The following is a 17,530-nucleotide window of genomic DNA, read 5'->3' as shown; positions in this document are numbered from 1 at the left end:
GCAAAAAATACTGTAACGGGTAAGCATTATTATTAAGCCCGAAAGCAGAGATAGAGGAGAGATAGGATGGCTGAAGCTAAGAAATTAAGCGGCGCTGGCTTGCGTGGACAGTCCGCAGGTGAGACTGCACTTTGTACAGTAGGTCAGACCGGTGCAGGTCTTACTTACCGTGGCTACGACATTAAAGAACTGGCTGATAAAGCACAGTTTGAAGAAGTTGCGTATCTGCTGCTGTACGGAAAATTGCCAAACCAGGGCGAGCTGACTGCTTATAAAGCCCGCCTGAAAGGTATGCGTTCTTTACCTGACGCGCTGAAAACAGTTCTTGAGCAGATTCCTGCGGACGCTCATCCGATGGATGTGATGCGGACCGGTTGTTCAATGCTGGGTAACCTGGAAACTGAAGCAGATTTTTCTGAACAGCATGATCACATAGATCGTATGCTGGCTGTGTTCCCGGGAATGATTAACTACTGGTACAACTTCAGCCACAACGGTAAGCGTATTAACGTTGAAACTGATGCGGATTCTATCGGTGAACAGTTCCTCTGGACGCTGCATGATAAGAAGCCAGAGCCTCTGCATGTTGATGTAATGCATGCGTCTCTGATTCTGTATGCAGAGCATGAGTTCAACGCTTCAACCTTTACTGCGCGTGTTTGTGCATCGACTCTGTCTGATATCCATAGCTGTGTTACTGCAGCAATCGGTTCTTTGCGTGGCCCACTGCACGGTGGCGCTAACGAAGCGGCGATGGCGATGATTGAGAACTGGCGTTCAGCTGATGAAGCTGAAGCAGAAATCATGGGTATGCTGGCACGTAAAGATAAGATCATGGGCTTTGGCCATGCTATCTACCGCGAATCTGATCCGCGTAATGCGATTATCAAAGAGTGGTCTGAGAAGTTGTCTGCCCAGGTCGGCGATGAATACCTATACGCTGTTTCTGAGCGTGTAGAAGCTGTTATGTGGCGTGAAAAGAAACTGTTCTGTAACGCGGACTTCTTCCACGCTTCTGCTTACAACTTCATGGGTATTCCGACTGAGCTGTTTACGCCAATCTTTGTTTGCTCTCGGGCCGCAGGCTGGACAGCTCATGTGATGGAGCAGCGTGCTAATAACCGTATCATCCGTCCATCTGCTGATTACTCTGGTCCAGAGTCCGCTGAATGGATCGATATTGCTGATCGCCCATAGTCGCGTTTAGCTAGACAGGGAAGGGGTTATGCCCCTTCTTGCTGAAGACAATAATTACTCATACAGGTGTTATATGAACACTGAATACCGTAAATCCTTAGCCGGTACCGGCCTGGATTACTTCGACACCCGTGCGGCTGTCGAAGCGATTAAGCCTGGTGCCTACGCTACATTGCCTTACACGTCACGTGTACTGGCGGAGCAGCTTGTACGTCGTTGTGAGCCATCGGCTCTGACTGACTCATTGAAGCAGCTGATAGAACGCAAGCAAGATCTTGATTTTCCATGGTATCCGGCGCGGGTTGTGTGCCACGATATACTTGGCCAGACAGCACTGGTAGACCTTGCCGGTCTGCGTGATGCGATTGCTGACCAGGGCGGTGATCCGGCTAAAGTAAATCCGGTTGTACCTACCCAGTTGATCGTTGACCACTCGCTGGCAGTAGAAGCGCCGGGTTTTGATGCGGATGCCTTCCAGAAAAACCGTGATATTGAAGATCGTCGTAACGATGACCGATTCCACTTTATCGAGTGGTGTAAAACCGCATTTGATAACGTTGATGTGATTCCTGCGGGTAACGGCATCATGCACCAGATCAACCTGGAGAAGATGTCTCCGGTGATCCAGGCGCGTGATGGTGTTGCTTACCCGGATACCTGTGTTGGTACCGATAGCCACACGCCACACGTTGATGCACTGGGTGTTATCGCCATTGGTGTCGGTGGTCTGGAAGCTGAAACCGTCATGCTGGGTCGTCCTTCAATGATGCGCCTACCGGACATCATCGGCGTTAAGCTGGTTGGCAAGCGTCAGCCAGGTATTACCGCTACCGATATGGTACTTGCGATTACCGAATTCCTGCGTAATGAGAAAGTCGTTTCATCATACCTTGAGTTCTTCGGTGAAGGCGCTAAAGCACTGACTATCGGTGACCGTGCCACTATCTCTAACATGACGCCTGAGTTTGGTGCGTCTGCTGGTATGTTCTATATCGATGAGCAGACAATCGATTACCTGAAGTTGACCGGTCGTGAGCCTGACCAGGTAGCACTGGTTGAGCAGTACGCTAAAGAAACTGGCCTTTGGGCAGATGATCTGGTTGAAGCTGAGTATGGCCGAGTGCTGGAATTCGATCTGTCGACTGTTGTCCGCAACATGGCAGGTCCATCAAATCCGCATCGTCGTCTGCCAACCACTGCGTTGAATGAGCGTGGTATTGCGAGTGATGACTTGCTGGCTGCCGCTAAAGCAGAAGAGGCCGATGGCCTGATGCCTGATGGTGCTGTGATTATCGCTGCTATTACCAGCTGTACTAACACATCCAACCCGCGCAACGTTGTTGCTGCTGGCCTGGTTGCTAAGAAAGCTAACGAGCTGGGGCTGGTACGTAAGCCTTGGGTTAAGACCTCTTTTGCTCCCGGTTCTAAGGTTGCCAAGTTGTACCTTGAAGAAGCGAATCTGTTGTCAGAGATGGAACAGCTGGGCTTCGGTATCGTTGGTTATGCCTGTACTACCTGTAACGGTATGAGTGGTGCGCTGGATCCTAAGATTCAGCAAGAGATCATCGACCGTGACCTTTACTCGACCGCAGTATTGTCGGGTAACCGTAACTTCGATGGACGTATCCATCCGCACGCCAAGCAAGCGTTCCTGGCGTCACCACCACTGGTTGTGGCCTATGCGATTGCCGGTACTATGCGTTTTGATATCGAAAAAGATGCGTTGGGTACCGATAAAGACGGTAACGCAGTGACGTTGAAAGATATCTGGCCAAGTGATGAAGAGATCGATTCAATTGTTGCTAAGGCAGTTAAGCCTGAACAGTTTAATCAGGTTTATATCCCGATGTTTGACCTCGGTGATGTAGCTAAATCGCCAAGCCCTCTATACGACTGGCGTCCACAGACCACCTACATTCGTCGTCCTCCCTATTGGGAAGGCGCGTTGGCAGGGGAGCGTACCATGAAGGGTATGGTGCCTCTGGCAGTGCTGGGTGACAACATTACTACGGATCACCTGTCGCCTTCTAATGCGATTCAGGCGTCCAGTGCGGCCGGTGAATACTGTGCCAAGATGGGCTTGCCGGAAGAGGACTACAACTCTTACGCAACTCACCGTGGTGATCACCTGACTGCACAGCGTGCAACCTTCGCTAACCCTAAGCTGCTTAACGAGATGTGTCGTGATGCCAGCGGTGAAGTGAAGCAGGGCTCTCTGGCGCGTATTGAGCCAGAAGGTACTGAAAGCCGTATGTGGGAAGCAATTGAGACCTACATGGATCGTAAGCAACCGCTGATCATCATTGCCGGTGCAGATTACGGTCAGGGTTCTTCCCGCGACTGGGCTGCTAAAGGCGTACGTCTTGCGGGTGTTGAAACGATTGTTGCTGAAGGCTTCGAGCGTATTCACCGTACCAACCTGGTAGGCATGGGCGTGTTGCCACTGGAGTTTAAAGCCGGTGATAACCGCAATACCTATGCGATTGACGGAACTGAAACCTACGATGTGATTGGTGATATCAGTCCGCGTAGTGATCTGACGGTTGTGATGACTCGCCGTAATGGTGAAGTTGTTGAGATCCCAGTGACCTGTCGTCTGGATACTGCTGAAGAGGTTCATGTGTACGGCGCCGGTGGTGTACTGCAGCGCTTTGCTCAGGACTTCCTGGAAGCGAACGCATAATAGATTTCCGGTGTACGCCGTCGGAAGTCCTTAGTGTCAGCCTGCAGGCTGGCACTAAGAGCGGTGGCGTACATTGGAATCTTTTTTAATTAAAGCAAGTTAATGAGAGTTCTTAATATATTCATCTAGATAGATGATTTTATTAAGGTTTTTCTGAACCAAAAGAGTAGCTAAAAGCTGCTCAGCGATACAGGATTAAATATTATGGCTTTTGTTCCTCAGATTAAAATTCCCGCGACCTACATGCGTGGCGGTACCAGTAAGGGTGTATTTTTCCGTCGTCAGGATTTTCCTGAAGCGGCCCAGCAGCCGGGTGAAGCACGCGATAAAATTCTGATGCGGGTGATCGGAAGTCCTGATCCATATGGCCAGCAGATCGATGGTATGGGTGGTGCGACTTCTAGTACCAGTAAGACCGTTACGCTGGATAAGAGTGAACAGCCAGATCACGATGTTGATTACCTGTTTGGTCAGGTAGCGATCGACAAGGCGTTTGTCGACTGGTCTGGCAACTGCGGTAACCTGACGGGTGCTGTGGGTGCCTTTGCGATTACCAATGGTCTGGTAGATCCTGAGCGCATTCCTGACAATGGTATCTGCACCGTTCGTATCTGGCAGAAGAATATTAAGAAAACCATTATCGCCCATGTGCCGATTACTAACGGTGAAGTTCAGGAAACCGGTGATTTTGAGCTGGATGGTGTTACGTTCCCTGCGGCTGAAGTTGTGATTGAGTTTATGGATCCGGCTGATGGCGAAGGCTCCATGTTCCCAACGGGGAATCTGGTCGATGATCTTGAGGTGCCGGGAGTAGGTACCTTCAAGGCAACCATGATTAATGCGGGTATCCCGACTATCTTTCTTAATGCGGAAGATATCGGTTACACCGGAACTGAGCTGCAGAAGGATATTAACTCTGATGCTGCTGCCCTTGAACGGTTCGAGACTATCCGTGCCTATGGCGCAGTCAAGATGGGCCTGATCAGCGATATCTCAGAGGCTGCTGCGCGTCAGCATACCCCTAAGGTCGCTTTTGTTGCCCCAGCGACTTCCTATGTCGCTTCAAGTGGTAAGCAGATCAACGAATCTGATATCGATCTGTGCGTCCGCGCCCTGTCTATGGGTAAGCTGCATCACGCCATGATGGGTACCGCTTCGGTCGCGATTGCAACCGCAGCGGCTGCACCTGGCACGTTGGTTAATCTGGCCGCTGGTGGCGGTGACCGCGATTCAGCAACCTTCGGTCATCCTTCAGGCACTCTGAAAGTAGGTGCTGCGGCCGAGAAGAAAGCCAATGGTGACTGGACGGCGACCAAAGCTGTTATGAGTCGAAGCGCGCGTGTTCTGATGGAAGGCTTCGTGCGCATTCCAGGGGATACATTTTAACCACGCTTAAGCATACGCAACTCATTCTGAATTATTAGCTTCCGGGCAGCTTCATTGCCTGCCCGGGGACTACCGATGTCGAAGTGGCAGTCAGGCGTTCATCCCTCCCTATCAAGGGCTGGACGTTTCACTTCACACCTTAGGCCCCATATGAAAGTATGGGGCCTTTTTTTATCATCAAATTTATGCCCATTTTATTGAACATCCCATGCTTGCTGTTTGAGTCTCAGGTCCTCGACCTGTCTCTGCTATCTGACGCATTGCATTCAGGAGTTCAGGTATTCGCTCAGATGCATCACCCATACGCGCATCATCAAGCCTGCCTCGATACTGTAATTCTCCCCGGTGGTTAAAACCAAAAAAGTCAGGCGTACAGACGGCACCGTACTGTTTTCCCACAGATTGGTCTTCATCGACCAGATAGGGAAAAGGAAAGTCGTGTGATTTAGAAAATTGCTTCATGTTTTCCGGAGAGTCCGCCTCAACGAGGTGGTAATCGTTCGACATAATCGCCAGGACATTGATACCTTCTGCCATCAGTGTGCGAGAGTCTTCCGATAGCCGCTGCGCAATACGCTGCACATAGGGACAATGATTGCAGATAAAAAGGATTAGTAGTCCTTTATCGCCGAGGTGATCTCGCATCGCAAAGCTTTCACCGTAAGGGTCTTGTAACCTGAAGTCGGGGGCCTTCCAGCCAAAGTCACAGATTGGAGTATCCAGGAGCATGCTTATGTTTTCCTGTAATAAGCTAAATTCTGACAGCGAAAAGGGTGCTTATCATTACAGCGCGCGCTGATATCCGCGCTGTAATGATAAGTTCTATCAGCCTGTTATAGACATTTCGTTGACGGTGAAGTTGTCTACTGCACCCTCTGTAGCTGCAGCATAGGCTTTGATATGCTGAGTTTCCATGTGCGCGAGCCAGAGCTCACGAGATTTCCAGTTCTCATATAAGAGAAACAGTGAGGGGTTATTAATATCCTGATGCAGGTCGTAATTGATACAGGCATCTTCGTTACGGGTGGGCTCAAGCAGCTTTATTAATGCTGACCTGACCCGCTCTGTGTGCTCTGGCTTTGCTTCGATGCGGGCAACGATGGTTAGCTGTGTTGTCATGGTTTGCCTCATTTATGGGTGCTTGGTTAACGTTATTAATGCTGACTCTGAAGCGCAGCTTAGAATCCTTCCAGCACTATCTTTCCGATGGTCTGGCCATTTTCTAAGGTTGCATGGGCTCGCTTCAAATTATCGGCGTTGATTCGGCCATAATTTTCACCCAGTGTTGTTTTTATCTTTCCGGCATCAATCAGATCTGCAACGCTGTTAAGCAGTTCGTGCTGTTTCTCAATGTCATGGGTGTTAAACATCGAGCGGGTATACATAAACTCCCAGTGCAGCGAGATCGCTTTAACTTTCAGCTTCATAATATCGAGTGGCGTTTGCGGGTCGTCAATCAGTGCGATTTTCCCCTGGGGTTCCAGGCTTTCAACAATCTCGTCGAAGTGCTGGTCGGTAGCGTTGAGGGATATCACATGCGATACCTGATCTATACCGATGCGTTTGAGTTCCTGACTTAAAGGCAGGCGGTGATCAATAACATGATCTGCCCCAAGGTCGGTTACCCATTGGCGGCTTTCAGGTCGGGAGGCGGTACCGATCACTGTGGCGTTGGTTAGTTGTGCTGCCAGTTGAACTAAAATTGACCCTACGCCACCGGCAGCCCCAATCACTAATATGCGCTCTTTAGGTTTATTCGACTGGTTATCCGGCTGCATGGTTGTGTTTTGTTGCAGTCCCAGACGATCAAACAGTAGCTCCCAGGCAGTAATCGCGGTGAGAGGAAAGGCTGCGGCTTCAGCGTTAGCGATAGAGGAGGGCTTTCGCCCTACGATGCGTTCATCAACCAGGTGGTATTCTGAATTTGCACCGGGGCGGGTCAGATCGCCAGCATACCAAACCTTATCGCCTTTTTTATAAAACTGACTTTGATCGCCGGCATCAACAACTTCACCGACGACATCCCAGCCCAATATTTTGTATTGTTCATCTTCCGGTGCAACGTTAGCGCGAATCTTGGTATCGACAGGGTTTACGGAAATGGCTTCGACCTTAACCAATATGTCCCGACCTGTGGGTGTAGGTACCGGCAATTCAATATCAACCAGTGAATTCTGTTGTGTTATTTCGAGAGAGTTAAGGTATCCAATTGCTTTCATGATCTGTCTCCTGTGTTTTGATAGAGGCATTGTGTCGAATACTGCCTAAACTAAAAACAGGCTAAAGATGTAATTACTTTCAATATTTATTTGATAATAAGTTCTTTTGGTATTTAATAAGCTTCATATTTAGTGGCTTTGTTAATGAGTGTCTCTAGCAATGAATATTTCAGATCTTTCTCTGTTTGTCCGAATCGCGGATAGCGGCAGTATTACTGCCTCTGCAAAGCAGTTGGATATGACGCCCGCTGCGGCCAGCGCTGCTTTGAAGCGCTTAGAAAAACAGCTGGATTCACAGCTCTTTATCCGCTCAACCCGACAGCTTCGTATCACGTCAGAAGGCGAGCGCTTTCTGCTCTATTGCCGTCAGGCACTGGCAGCGATCGACGAGGGTAAAGCTTCACTTAATTCGATGCGGGGTAAAATTGCAGGTGAACTACGGTTCTCTGTGTCATCAGATCTGGGGCGGAATATTGTATTACCCTGGTTGAACGATGTGATGGATGATCATCCTGAATTAACTTTGCAGCTGAGTGTAGGGGATAGCCTGTCAGATTTTTATCTTGATCGTGTCGATGTTGCGCTGCGCTACGGCGAGCCTGAAGATTCGTCTATGGTGGCGTTTCAGATCGCCACCGTGAAGCGGGTGGTATTTGCCTCTCCCGAGTATCTGTCTCGTTGCGGCACTCCTGATCAGCCTGAAGACCTGCTTCAGCATAACTGTATGAGTTACCTGATTAATAGCCGTGCTTACAATCAATGGGAGTTCATAAAAAGCGGGGTGCGACAGAAAGTACAGGTCTCGGGTGATAGGGAGTGTAATGATGCTGATATTGTTCGACGCTGGGTAGTGGCTGGGAAAGGTATAGGTTATAAATCGATATTAGATATTAGTTCTGATTTGAAAGCTGGCCGGGTTGTAAGGTTATTAACTGAGTATGAGACCGAGCCTCTTGGTATCTGGCTAATCTGTCATAGCCGAAAACAGGTAACCCCTGCTGTATTGATGCTTAGAGATCTATTGCGAGTGAAGTGTGCAGAGGTATTAGAGGTTACAGAGCAATTAATGCCGGGCTAATTACATTTGTTAGCTCTGCCATAAAATATTAGTTAAGCGACGCCGGGTCAGAAGGATATTAGTTATACTGCTTATGCAAATCACTGGAGATTGTCCCTATGGATCATCAGCATGAGAAACTGAATTATGTGGAGTTTGGCTCCACTAATCTGGAAGGCTCTAAGGCTTTCTTTGCAGCGACATTTGAGTGGAACTTTACCGACTATGGCCCGGAATACACCGCATTTGATTTTCAGGGGCTAGAAGGCGGCTTTTTTTCTTCAGATCGGGTAGCCAGCCAGGAACTGGGGAGTGCACTGCTGGTGTTCTACAGCCATGATCTTGAATCAACGCTGTTAAAAGTCGAAATTAATGGCGGTAAGATCTGCAAAGATGTATTTGATTTTCCCGGAGGAAGACGGTTTCACTTTACAGAGCCTGGCGGTAATGAGTTTGCGGTGTGGTCAGGTACCTGATTAGTCCGGCATTATGCAGCGTTATTTTGACTTCTTCTGGCCTAATACTTCGGGCGGATACTCTTGTGCAATCAGCTGTAAACTGTCTTCAGCAAAGCCGGTACCGGCTTCTTTATAGAAATTAAATACCTTATGGATACCGGTATCCAGCAGCTTTTTGCGGTCATCTTCGTAGCGAGCAATGGCTGCGATACGGCCTTCATAGCCTGCATTAAGTAATTGCACGGTGATATTCCGGCTGTCCTGAATTGAGGGGAGGGCTAGCAGTATCAGCTTAATGTCAGAAGTGTCGAAACTTTCCCAGAAATCGGCATCTTCTCCATCGCCAAAACAGATGTTCATACCTTTCTCCTGTAGATCAGAGGTACGAAAACGGTCGGAGTCCAGGCCCGCAACACGGTAATCCAGCATATTCTGTAGTGATTTATAGGCGCCTTTACCAACACGGCCCATGCCTATTACCAATACTTCTGCATCCGGTAGCTGCTGAACGATGTCCGTTTTCAGGCGCTCACTGCTTTCATATCGTTTCAGACGGTCTTTGTGCAGCATATAGAACCGGTGAGCCGCCGGATATAAAATGCTGGTTAGAATAAATGAGAGTGAGACTGCTAATGCAAGAATCACCAGCCATTCACGGCTGAGCCAACCTGAATCGACACTCAGCGCAGCAACAATGAGGCCAAACTCACTGAAGTTACTTAGCGCTAATGATGCAAGGTAAGCGGTACGGCTGCGCAGTTTGAGACGGGTAAACAGGGCAAAAAACAGGATGAATTTAATACCAATCAGTAATGTGATCAGGCTGGCGGTTGCTAGCATTGACCAGGTAGGTAGTGCGGTAAAGCCAATAGACAGGAAAAAACCGATCAGGAACAGATCCTTGAAACTGAGAAGAGACTTGGTCAGCTCGGTAGCTTTAGCGTGCTGGCTTAACAGAATACCAAATACCAGTGCGCCCAGGTCGCCTTTGACGCCGACCAGCTGGAAAAGCTCATAACCCCCTAAGGCAAAGAAAAAACCCGTTAGCGGGAGCATCTCACCGTGACCGGCTTTATCCAGTAGCTTGTATAGCAGAGGTCGGGCAAAGATAAGGCCGAACAGCAGCAACGCCCAAAGCGAGGGCAGCTTTCCGGTCGCTACTACCAGGAAAAGCACAGCGACGATATCCTGCATAACCAGAACGCCGATGGCCACCTGTCCATGCCGGGTTTGCATCTCACCATTTTCTTCCAGCAGTTTTACGATACATACGGTACTACTGAAACTCAGAGCAAAGCCGATCAGGGCGGCGGTAGTGAGATCGATCTCAGTGTAATAGGGCACTGCTATAGCGCCCATCAGTAATGCGAAAGAGCCAAACAGAACAATCCATACCGTCATATGGGTGAGTGTGCTGGCCCATACTTCGCGTCGAAGCAGGTCATCAATATGGAGTTTAAGGCCGATAGTGAAAAGCATCAGAGTAATGCCAAGGTCGGCGAGGGTTTCCAGACTGGCGCTGGGTTCAACGCCAAGGAAATGAAGGAGAAACCCGGCTAGCAAAAAACCGATGAGAGGTGGCATTCCTGTCATTCTTACAGACAGGCCGCACAGATAAGCAAACAGAATCCAGATAAAGTCCATAATAAATAAGTGGCTGTTATTTCAAAGGTTTATTTGTAGATATGGGCGCTATGCTAACACTTATAGGTAATCAGTAGCTAGGACGCGCTTCGCGCTTACTCGTGGCGAGACGCGACTGCGTCGCTTGCTAGAAAAGCGTGAAATTAGCGTATAGGGGGTGGTTTGGGCTTTTACCTGCCATGTAGTATTTGCAGTTAAGTCTGGCTATAGAAAGTATCTACAAATAGGGGGAAGGGGGCGCTGGCAGAAATAACACTGCGTTAAGGGGCTCGTCCGCTGCAATGCTTGGTTATATTGCTATAAATTTAAACCCAAAAAGATGTTCCTGAAATTGGGTTGTTCGTTATGGGGGGGTGCTCAACAAATCCATATGACCTGTATAATTTCAAGGCAGCTTTGAACTCTGGCAGCACATCTAAACAGATTTTCTTGTAGCCACTGAGAACAGCCTCTTGCAGCACTCTGTCAACTAGCTTGTTACCCAACTTATGACCACGAGCACTTGGTTGGATATAAACCCGCTTCATTTCACAGACAGACTCATCCAATCTCCGAAAGGCAGCACACCCAACAGATTTTCTGCCTTTCTTCACCAAAAAAATCTTCGACTCTTCAGAGCTATACTTTTCAGGCAAATGAGTAAATTCCTGATCATTATCTTGGAAAGAAAGATCTACAGAGGTGCTGGCAATATACTCGCGGTACAAATCAAGGACTTCTTTTAAGTCATCAGGAAAAACTGCTCTTACTACCTTAAACACTTCACTCTCCTAGCAGCGCTTTGTTATGTGATTAGTCCGTAGTAGTTGTTTAATGCTGTGGCAATCAAACTTCCCGCTACCCCCAACTCAATCTGCCAACTGGTATCAATTGCTTTAGATAACATAGACCGCATCCACGATTTTACCGAGGGGCCGAATTTATCCTTTTCAGTTACCGGAAAACTCGAATCACTATCAATAGCGTCTTTAAGTAAAGTGATGTCATCATCGGAAACATCCTTATCTTTCAGAGTTCTCGCTAGTGATTCGAAGTCATTTTTTACGATACTGTTAGTTACCTTTTGAAGGTTTTCTGTTCCTAACAATATGGTGACGTTGTCTCCGAATATTGCATTGTTAAAGAGATTTGAGGCATCAAATTTTCCGGCTGCTTCTTTAACATCTTTATCAGATTCTAGATCAGAAAATTCCGAACTCAGCTCAAGAATAAAATCCAAAAGACGTGATCTCACCTGCATCATAATATTTGATACACCAGCGACTGGTATTTCAGACCAAGCTCTTTGAACCATATAAGAATTGGCCAAACCTTTACCTAACATTCCGTTCGCTTCCATTGGGATTGGTGATTCAAGTGTGTCACCATCGTTGGAAGTTACAATTTTTTCTATTACAGCAAGTGAATGGTTTAACTTAGCCTGTTCCCACATATCCCTAAACTTTTTATCAATATGAGACATCGGGACTGGATGCGATCTTACTTCGTATGCACCATTTGTTGCGGACACAAGTACTTGGGCTGGAATTATTCGATAGTCAGGAAGTTCATCACCTTCACTGTACCCATTCAGCTCTTTGTTCACCCAAGCCACTAGTTCTTTGTGGCCAATTTTATGCAACAGAACTTTTGTTTTTACCAGCGCCTCGGTCAATACACCATCGTTAGAGCTTAATATTTCTACAATTTCATCTGCTAGCTTCATTAATTTCTCTCTCGTGCTGCTTCACATAACGCCGTGCTTAAGGGGCCAAGCGAAGCGACTACGGCACCTTGTTATATTCTATATGCCAACAATATTCTTAATATCTCTGTCATTGAGGAAAAATATTGGGGCGCCAAGTGCTTCATTATGGTTGTTCATGACGCATAACCCAGAATATAGTCCTTCAGACAAGAGAAAGTTTTCGTCTTCGGGAACCTCAAAGGGTTGCGCGAAGTGAAAACCGTACTTTTCATAGAAGGCTACTTTGTCCGAAGGACAGAGCAGACAGATCTTGGGTTCATTTTCTGCAAGAGACATTAGTATTTGCTCACCTATACCATGTCCACGGAACTCTTCTCTTACATATATTTTATGGAGATATTTTGGAAACTTAGGGTCTGGATGCACAAAGAGCATGGCATAACCATATAGTTCTAGATCATTGTGAGAAATTGCAATTCGCAAGTGGCCGGCCTTATAGCATTCATCCAACACCGAGATTATGTAGGCCAATGCGTTTTCACGATCACCTTCATCAAACGTAATGAAATGTGTAAAAAGGCTCGGGCTTAGAGCTAAGTCTGAGAGCATACCCGAAGACTCAAGATCATATATGTCATTTATAAAATAATCAGCGGTGTATTCCATGCAGGACTCCGTTCTTGAGGAAAATATAACGCCCGCAGCTGCGGACGACTTGTAGCGACGAAGGAGCGGAAAGGCGTTTCGACAGCCTGCGCTTGTTATGGCTTAGTTCCAGCGCTGATAATTACAACAAAGAATAAAACCCCCAGAATATACTGCGTATACCTTCTGTAAGATGCGTATTTATTAAGCTGATTATCACTTAATTCTTCCCATTGTTTCTTTGCCATAAACTCCGTGTACTTCGTAAACGACTTATTTGGGCTAAGATCTCGGATAATTAATTTTGTAGATATCGGATACATTGTAAACACTCTAGGCCCACCAAGATCGCTATATAGCTGAGCGTGGCTATTTTTCAACCGCTCTAAGAATTTACCATGAAAGTGAAAACCAATGGCTACGAATAATATGCCGACTACCCAACAAGTTAAAAAGACCATGTTTCCTCAAAAGCCATAACGCAAGGCTAAGCAGCGCAGCTTGCTGCGTCCTTGCTTGTGCGTTTTGTTATACGTTAACTTTGTACTTAAGGTCATTAGCTTCATCACCTGTCATACCACGAAAACCCCATTGGTGAGGCGCCTGCTCTTTAATGGTAATCTCAATGTCTACTGGCGAGATTGAAAGTTTATTTTCTATCTCTTGGAAAAGAGCTTTAATCAGCTTTTTCTGAGTTTCTGCCTGCCGACCAGCCATCATATTTATTTCTATGACTGTGTAAGAATCACTTCGACCACCAGGATAGTAGAAGTCTTCTTTTTCCATGGGAATAAAACGATGTGCTCGCTTATCCTCTGGCATGCCTAGAACCAATTGCATACAGTTATGAATAACATCGGATAACTCTGTTTTTATTGGATTTAACTTTTCCCTTATCCCGAATATTACGATCATCTTAGTTCCTTGATTACGTATAACAGCTACTTATTGCGCCCTTTGGCACTATAACTCCCAGGCACTATAGTTCTGGGAATCTAATAACCAAAAGAACATATTTGTATTATAAATCAGCAGGATAGCAGGTGTTAAAGGCGAGCAATAAAGAGATATAGTACCGACTTATCAGTAGAAATGGCCGCATCCGTGCTAACAATATGACCTGAATAATAATATCAACGTATCTTTATATCAAAGGGTTAGACCGGCTTTCGTGTTTTTCTCTGTGTTCTCTGTGGTGCAGAAAAGGGGTTGAATCTTTAAGCAAATCACAAAGTAAACATAGAAAAGACTGAGTAATCAAAAGGAGATTTTGATTACTGTGTTAAAGAGGGTGATTAATTAAGATCAAACTCGATCAGCTGTTCACCCTGTTCTGATGCTTCCAGATACCATCCGGTTCTATCCCAGTCACCCAGAACGATACGACGCTTGTTGTTATCCAGCTGATGAACAGCAGGGCGGTGTGTGTGTCCATGAATCAGGAGGTCAGTTGTCGCTGCTGTCATCGCATCAGCTACCGCCTGTGGATTGACATCCATTATCGTCATGGCTTTTCCAGCGGTATGGGTATCGCTGGCCATGCGCAGTTGCTTTGCCATCTCAAGGCGCTCTGGGACTGATTTGGCTAATACTGCCGCCTGCCATTGCGGACTTCTTAATTGCTGGCGCAGCGCCTGATATTCCAAGTCATCGGTACACAGCTGGTCGCCATGCATTAATAATGCGCTGCCGGAGGCTAGTTGGATAATTTCGCTATCGCCCAGCAATTTAGCGCCAGTCAGTTCTGCGAATTGACTGCCGATCAGAAAGTCTCTGTTACCATGCTGAAAGTAAATCTGGCAGCCGGAATGGGAAAGTTTGCTGAGGGAATCAATAACCGGTTGAAGATCGTCAGGGATAAAGTCATCGCCAATCCAGGCTTCGAACAGGTCGCCGAGAATATACAACTGATCACAGTCTTGAGCGGTCGTTGAAAGGAAATGCAGCAACGCCCGGGTTAAATCCGGGCGCCCGCTATAGAGGTGTAGATCTGATATGAACAGTTTACGCATTATTCAGCGGTATCTGCTTCCACGATCTCTGCAGAAGTGATGATGACATCTTCTGCTGGTACATCCTGATGTCCGCCACGGAAAGTGGTAGATACCGCTTTAATTTGTTCGACTATATCCATACCGTCGGTTACTTTGGCAAATACGGCGTAGCCCCAGCCTTCAGTAGTCTTAGCGGTATGATCAAGGAAAGTGTTATCACTAACGTTGATAAAGAATTGAGCAGAGGCGCTATGTGGGTCCATAGTGCGGGCCATCGCCAGCGTACCACGTTTGTTGCTCAGACCATTATCGGCTTCGTTTTCAATGCACGCGCCGGTTTTCTTACTGACCATGCCAGGTTCAAAGCCGCCGCCCTGAATCATGAAACCGTCGATAACACGGTGAAAAATAACACCGTCATAGAAACCGTCTTTAACGTATTTTTCGAAGTTAGCTGCGCTCCCCGGTGCCTTTTCAAAATCCAGTTCGATTGTGATATCGCCGAAGTTAGTGTGCAGTACGATCATACTTACGTTTCCTCTGCTGAAGCTTTTTTGAGTGTAGGGGCGATTATACTAAAGAATCAGAGGCGGCGTAACAAGTCTAAGTTCTTTCGTGTCGATTCTTTAGTAACGATTTTTAGTCTTGCCCGGTTAGATGAGTACTATATTTCATGAGCGGTTTCATGCGCGACCTGCCTGATGCTGTTATTGACGCAGGTGAAGGGAGGTTAACAGTCTGTGTTTATTTCGTTATCTGTACCATTAATTTCAGCTTACTTATGGTTGTCTTCAGGGCATCTGTCTATAATATTCGCCTACTCGATTTAAGCCGGAATTTAAGACGCCTCTATGAGCAACAACGACGCAACTAATACTGCTAAGCAGCCTACCAATTTTATTCATCAGGTTATCGAACAGGATTTGCAGCAGGGACTGGAAAAAGTAGTAACACGCTTTCCACCTGAGCCGAATGGTTACCTGCACATTGGTCATGCCAAATCGATCTGTGTGAACTTCGGCACAGCGAATAAGTACAGCGGTGAATGTAACCTGCGTTTTGACGATACCAATCCGTCAAAAGAGGAGCAGGAGTTTGTTGATGCCATTAAAGATGATGTGCGCTGGCTTGGGTTTAACTGGGCAGGCGAAGTGCGTTATGCCTCTGATTATTTTGATACTTTCTATTCATGGGCACAGCACCTGATTCGGGAAGGTAACGCCTATGTGTGTGATCTGAGTCCTGAAGAAGCCAGTGAATATCGCGGCTGGGCGACCACGCCGGGTAAAGATAGCCCGTTCCGTAGCCGTACCGTTGAAGAGAATCTTGATCTGCTCGAACGGATGAAAACCGGTGAGTTTGAGGAGGGGAGTCGGGTATTGCGTGCCAAAATTGATATGGCATCACCGAACATGAATCTCCGCGATCCAATTCTTTACCGTATTCGTAAAGCAACCCATCACCAGACAGGTAATACATGGAGTATCTATCCAAGCTATGATTTTGCTCATGGTCAGGAAGATGCGATTGAAGGGGTAACCCACTCGATCTGTACCCTTGAGTTTGCCGATCATCAGCCTTTGTATGAGTGGTTTCTGGCGAACCTGCCGGTACCCAGTACGCCGCGCCAGTATGAATTTGGTCGTCTTAACATCAATTATACGGTCACCAGTAAGCGTAAGCTGAAGCAGTTGGTTGATGAAAATCATGTAAGCGGTTGGGATGACCCGCGTCTGCCGACTATTCAGGGTATGCGTCGCCGTGGTTACACGGCTGATGCCGTGCGTAACTTCTGTGACAGCCTGGCCGTTTCTAAGACTGACGGTGTGGTTGATATGGCGCAGTTCGAGTTCTTTATCCGTGAAGATCTGAACGATAATGCCGCCCGCGCTATGTGCGTGCTTAATCCACTGAAACTGGTTATTACTAACTTCCCCGAAGGCGAGGTTGAGACACTGAGCGCACCGGTGCACCCTCAGAAAGAGATGGGGACCCGTGAGCTGCCATTTACCCGTGAGCTCTATATTGATCGTAACGATTATAACGAAGACTCAACACTGTCCCGGAAGAAATTTAAGAAGCTGGTACCTGGCGACTTTATGCGTCTGCGCGGTGCTTATGTGATCAAAGCAACCGATTTGGTTAAAGACGCAACCGGCGAAATCACCGAGGTTCATGCTGAACTGATTCCTGGTACCGTTGGTGAAAATCCACCGGAAGGTATGAAGCCTCGGGGTGTCATGCACTGGGTTTCTGCTACTGAAGGTAAGCAGGCTGTTGTGCGGGTGTATGACCGCCTGTTTAACGTTGAGTCACCTGACAAAGGCGAAGGTAACTTCCTTGATAACATCAACCCGGATTCTTACTCTGTTATTGAAAACTGCTGGATTGAACCGGGTCTGGTAGACGCAGCACCGGAAACCGGTTTTCAATTTGAGCGAGAAGGATACTTTGTGGCTGACCGCTATGAGCATTCAGCTCAGACACCGGTATTTAACAAGACCATTGGGTTGCGTGATACCTGGAAAAAGTAAGCTGATTACTGGTCATTCGTATAAAA

Annotated in this window: 16 protein-coding genes; 6 read left to right on the top strand and 10 right to left on the bottom strand. The window is 47.2% G+C overall.

Annotation, left to right across the window (positions count from 1 at the left end; translation table 11 throughout):
- Positions 1 to 66: 66 nt before the first annotated feature.
- From prpC to prpF, 3 genes are all read left to right on the top strand, one after another.
- Complete coding sequence (prpC, locus tag AMJAP_RS09065) at positions 67 to 1,197, top strand: bifunctional 2-methylcitrate synthase/citrate synthase (protein WP_019622348.1); 1,131 nt, start codon at positions 67 to 69, stop codon at positions 1,195 to 1,197.
- A gap of 73 nt (positions 1,198 to 1,270) precedes the next feature.
- Positions 1,271 to 3,880: a Fe/S-dependent 2-methylisocitrate dehydratase AcnD gene (acnD, locus tag AMJAP_RS09060; protein ID WP_019622349.1), complete on the top strand. Its 2,610-nt coding sequence runs from the start codon at positions 1,271 to 1,273 to the stop codon at positions 3,878 to 3,880.
- A 204-nt stretch (positions 3,881 to 4,084) separates the two neighbouring features.
- Positions 4,085 to 5,266, top strand: a complete 1,182-nt coding sequence (gene prpF, locus AMJAP_RS09055) for a 2-methylaconitate cis-trans isomerase PrpF (RefSeq protein WP_019622350.1) — start codon at positions 4,085 to 4,087, stop codon at positions 5,264 to 5,266.
- A gap of 183 nt (positions 5,267 to 5,449) precedes the next feature.
- Here the strand turns inward: prpF and AMJAP_RS09050 are convergent, their stop codons facing one another.
- The 3 genes from AMJAP_RS09050 to AMJAP_RS09040 form a co-directional block, all read right to left on the bottom strand.
- The gene (locus AMJAP_RS09050) at positions 5,450 to 5,995 is read right to left on the bottom strand and encodes a thioredoxin family protein (RefSeq protein ID WP_019622351.1); all 546 of its coding nucleotides are present in this window, start codon (positions 5,993 to 5,995) and stop codon (positions 5,450 to 5,452) included.
- A 96-nt stretch (positions 5,996 to 6,091) separates the two neighbouring features.
- The gene (locus AMJAP_RS09045) at positions 6,092 to 6,385 is read right to left on the bottom strand and encodes a putative quinol monooxygenase (protein WP_019622352.1); all 294 of its coding nucleotides are present in this window, start codon (positions 6,383 to 6,385) and stop codon (positions 6,092 to 6,094) included.
- A 59-nt stretch (positions 6,386 to 6,444) separates the two neighbouring features.
- Entirely contained in the window at positions 6,445 to 7,485 is a 1,041-nt protein-coding gene (locus AMJAP_RS09040; protein ID WP_019622353.1) for a zinc-binding alcohol dehydrogenase family protein, read from the bottom strand.
- Positions 7,486 to 7,645: 160 nt separating this feature from the next.
- On the opposite strand from AMJAP_RS09040, the gene AMJAP_RS09035 reads away from it, so the two are divergent.
- Positions 7,646 to 8,563 carry a LysR family transcriptional regulator gene (locus AMJAP_RS09035; RefSeq protein WP_019622354.1) on the top strand — a complete coding sequence of 306 codons (918 nt, stop codon included), beginning with the start codon at positions 7,646 to 7,648 and terminating at the stop codon, positions 8,561 to 8,563.
- 98 nt (positions 8,564 to 8,661) lie between these two features.
- Positions 8,662 to 9,018: a VOC family protein gene (locus AMJAP_RS09030; RefSeq protein WP_019622355.1), complete on the top strand. Its 357-nt coding sequence runs from the start codon at positions 8,662 to 8,664 to the stop codon at positions 9,016 to 9,018.
- A 21-nt stretch (positions 9,019 to 9,039) separates the two neighbouring features.
- Here the strand turns inward: AMJAP_RS09030 and AMJAP_RS09025 are convergent, their stop codons facing one another.
- The 7 genes from AMJAP_RS09025 to AMJAP_RS08995 all read right to left on the bottom strand — a co-directional run bounded on the left by AMJAP_RS09025 (position 9,040) and on the right by AMJAP_RS08995 (position 15,497).
- Positions 9,040 to 10,644, bottom strand: a complete 1,605-nt coding sequence (locus AMJAP_RS09025; RefSeq protein ID WP_026340186.1) for a cation:proton antiporter family protein — start codon at positions 10,642 to 10,644, stop codon at positions 9,040 to 9,042.
- Positions 10,645 to 10,949: 305 nt separating this feature from the next.
- Positions 10,950 to 11,405 (bottom strand): GNAT family N-acetyltransferase, encoded by a 456-nt coding sequence (locus tag AMJAP_RS09020; RefSeq protein ID WP_201356363.1) that lies wholly within the window; start codon positions 11,403 to 11,405, stop codon positions 10,950 to 10,952.
- 23 nt (positions 11,406 to 11,428) lie between these two features.
- Positions 11,429 to 12,349: an AbiTii domain-containing protein gene (locus AMJAP_RS09015; RefSeq protein WP_019622359.1), complete on the bottom strand. Its 921-nt coding sequence runs from the start codon at positions 12,347 to 12,349 to the stop codon at positions 11,429 to 11,431.
- Between the two features lie 78 nt (positions 12,350 to 12,427).
- Entirely contained in the window at positions 12,428 to 12,997 is a 570-nt protein-coding gene (locus tag AMJAP_RS09010; protein WP_019622360.1) for a GNAT family N-acetyltransferase, read from the bottom strand.
- A 507-nt stretch (positions 12,998 to 13,504) separates the two neighbouring features.
- On the bottom strand, positions 13,505 to 13,891 hold the full coding sequence (locus AMJAP_RS09005) for a tautomerase family protein (RefSeq protein WP_019622362.1): 387 nt from the start codon (positions 13,889 to 13,891) through the stop codon (positions 13,505 to 13,507).
- Between the two features lie 380 nt (positions 13,892 to 14,271).
- A complete protein-coding gene (locus tag AMJAP_RS09000; protein WP_019622363.1) occupies positions 14,272 to 14,988 on the bottom strand; it encodes a UDP-2,3-diacylglucosamine diphosphatase in 717 nt (238 codons plus the stop codon).
- Positions 14,988 to 15,497, bottom strand: a complete 510-nt coding sequence (locus tag AMJAP_RS08995) for a peptidylprolyl isomerase (RefSeq protein ID WP_019622364.1) — start codon at positions 15,495 to 15,497, stop codon at positions 14,988 to 14,990. Before AMJAP_RS08995 ends, AMJAP_RS09000 begins: the two co-directional genes overlap by 1 nt.
- A gap of 324 nt (positions 15,498 to 15,821) precedes the next feature.
- Here AMJAP_RS08995 and AMJAP_RS08990 point away from each other — a divergent pair, with 324 nt between their 5' ends.
- Positions 15,822 to 17,504, top strand: coding sequence for a glutamine--tRNA ligase/YqeY domain fusion protein (locus AMJAP_RS08990; protein ID WP_019622365.1), 1,683 nt, complete (start codon positions 15,822 to 15,824; stop codon positions 17,502 to 17,504).
- The last annotated feature ends 26 nt before the right edge of the window (positions 17,505 to 17,530 follow it).

This window comes from Amphritea japonica ATCC BAA-1530 (genome assembly GCF_016592435.1).
GTDB lineage: Bacteria > Pseudomonadota > Gammaproteobacteria > Pseudomonadales > Balneatricaceae > Amphritea > Amphritea japonica.
This window is presented reverse-complemented; position numbering and strand designations above follow the sequence as displayed.

What these genes read in the sequence shown, in the direction of transcription:
- prpC (WP_019622348.1), top strand. Translation starts at nt 67, where the DNA reads ATGGCTGAAGCTAAGAAATTAAGCGGCGCTGGCTTGCGTGGACAGTCC.
- acnD (WP_019622349.1), top strand. Translation starts at nt 1,271, where the DNA reads ATGAACACTGAATACCGTAAATCCTTAGCCGGTACCGGCCTGGATTAC.
- prpF (WP_019622350.1), top strand. Translation starts at nt 4,085, where the DNA reads ATGGCTTTTGTTCCTCAGATTAAAATTCCCGCGACCTACATGCGTGGC.
- AMJAP_RS09050 (WP_019622351.1), bottom strand. Translation starts at nt 5,995, where the DNA reads ATGCTCCTGGATACTCCAATCTGTGACTTTGGCTGGAAGGCCCCCGAC.
- AMJAP_RS09045 (WP_019622352.1), bottom strand. Translation starts at nt 6,385, where the DNA reads ATGACAACACAGCTAACCATCGTTGCCCGCATCGAAGCAAAGCCAGAG.
- AMJAP_RS09040 (WP_019622353.1), bottom strand. Translation starts at nt 7,485, where the DNA reads ATGAAAGCAATTGGATACCTTAACTCTCTCGAAATAACACAACAGAAT.
- AMJAP_RS09035 (WP_019622354.1), top strand. Translation starts at nt 7,646, where the DNA reads ATGAATATTTCAGATCTTTCTCTGTTTGTCCGAATCGCGGATAGCGGC.
- AMJAP_RS09030 (WP_019622355.1), top strand. Translation starts at nt 8,662, where the DNA reads ATGGATCATCAGCATGAGAAACTGAATTATGTGGAGTTTGGCTCCACT.
- AMJAP_RS09025 (WP_026340186.1), bottom strand. Translation starts at nt 10,644, where the DNA reads ATGGACTTTATCTGGATTCTGTTTGCTTATCTGTGCGGCCTGTCTGTA.
- AMJAP_RS09015 (WP_019622359.1), bottom strand. Translation starts at nt 12,349, where the DNA reads ATGAAGCTAGCAGATGAAATTGTAGAAATATTAAGCTCTAACGATGGT.
- AMJAP_RS09010 (WP_019622360.1), bottom strand. Translation starts at nt 12,997, where the DNA reads ATGGAATACACCGCTGATTATTTTATAAATGACATATATGATCTTGAG.
- AMJAP_RS09005 (WP_019622362.1), bottom strand. Translation starts at nt 13,891, where the DNA reads ATGATCGTAATATTCGGGATAAGGGAAAAGTTAAATCCAATAAAAACA.
- AMJAP_RS09000 (WP_019622363.1), bottom strand. Translation starts at nt 14,988, where the DNA reads ATGCGTAAACTGTTCATATCAGATCTACACCTCTATAGCGGGCGCCCG.
- AMJAP_RS08995 (WP_019622364.1), bottom strand. Translation starts at nt 15,497, where the DNA reads ATGATCGTACTGCACACTAACTTCGGCGATATCACAATCGAACTGGAT.
- AMJAP_RS08990 (WP_019622365.1), top strand. Translation starts at nt 15,822, where the DNA reads ATGAGCAACAACGACGCAACTAATACTGCTAAGCAGCCTACCAATTTT.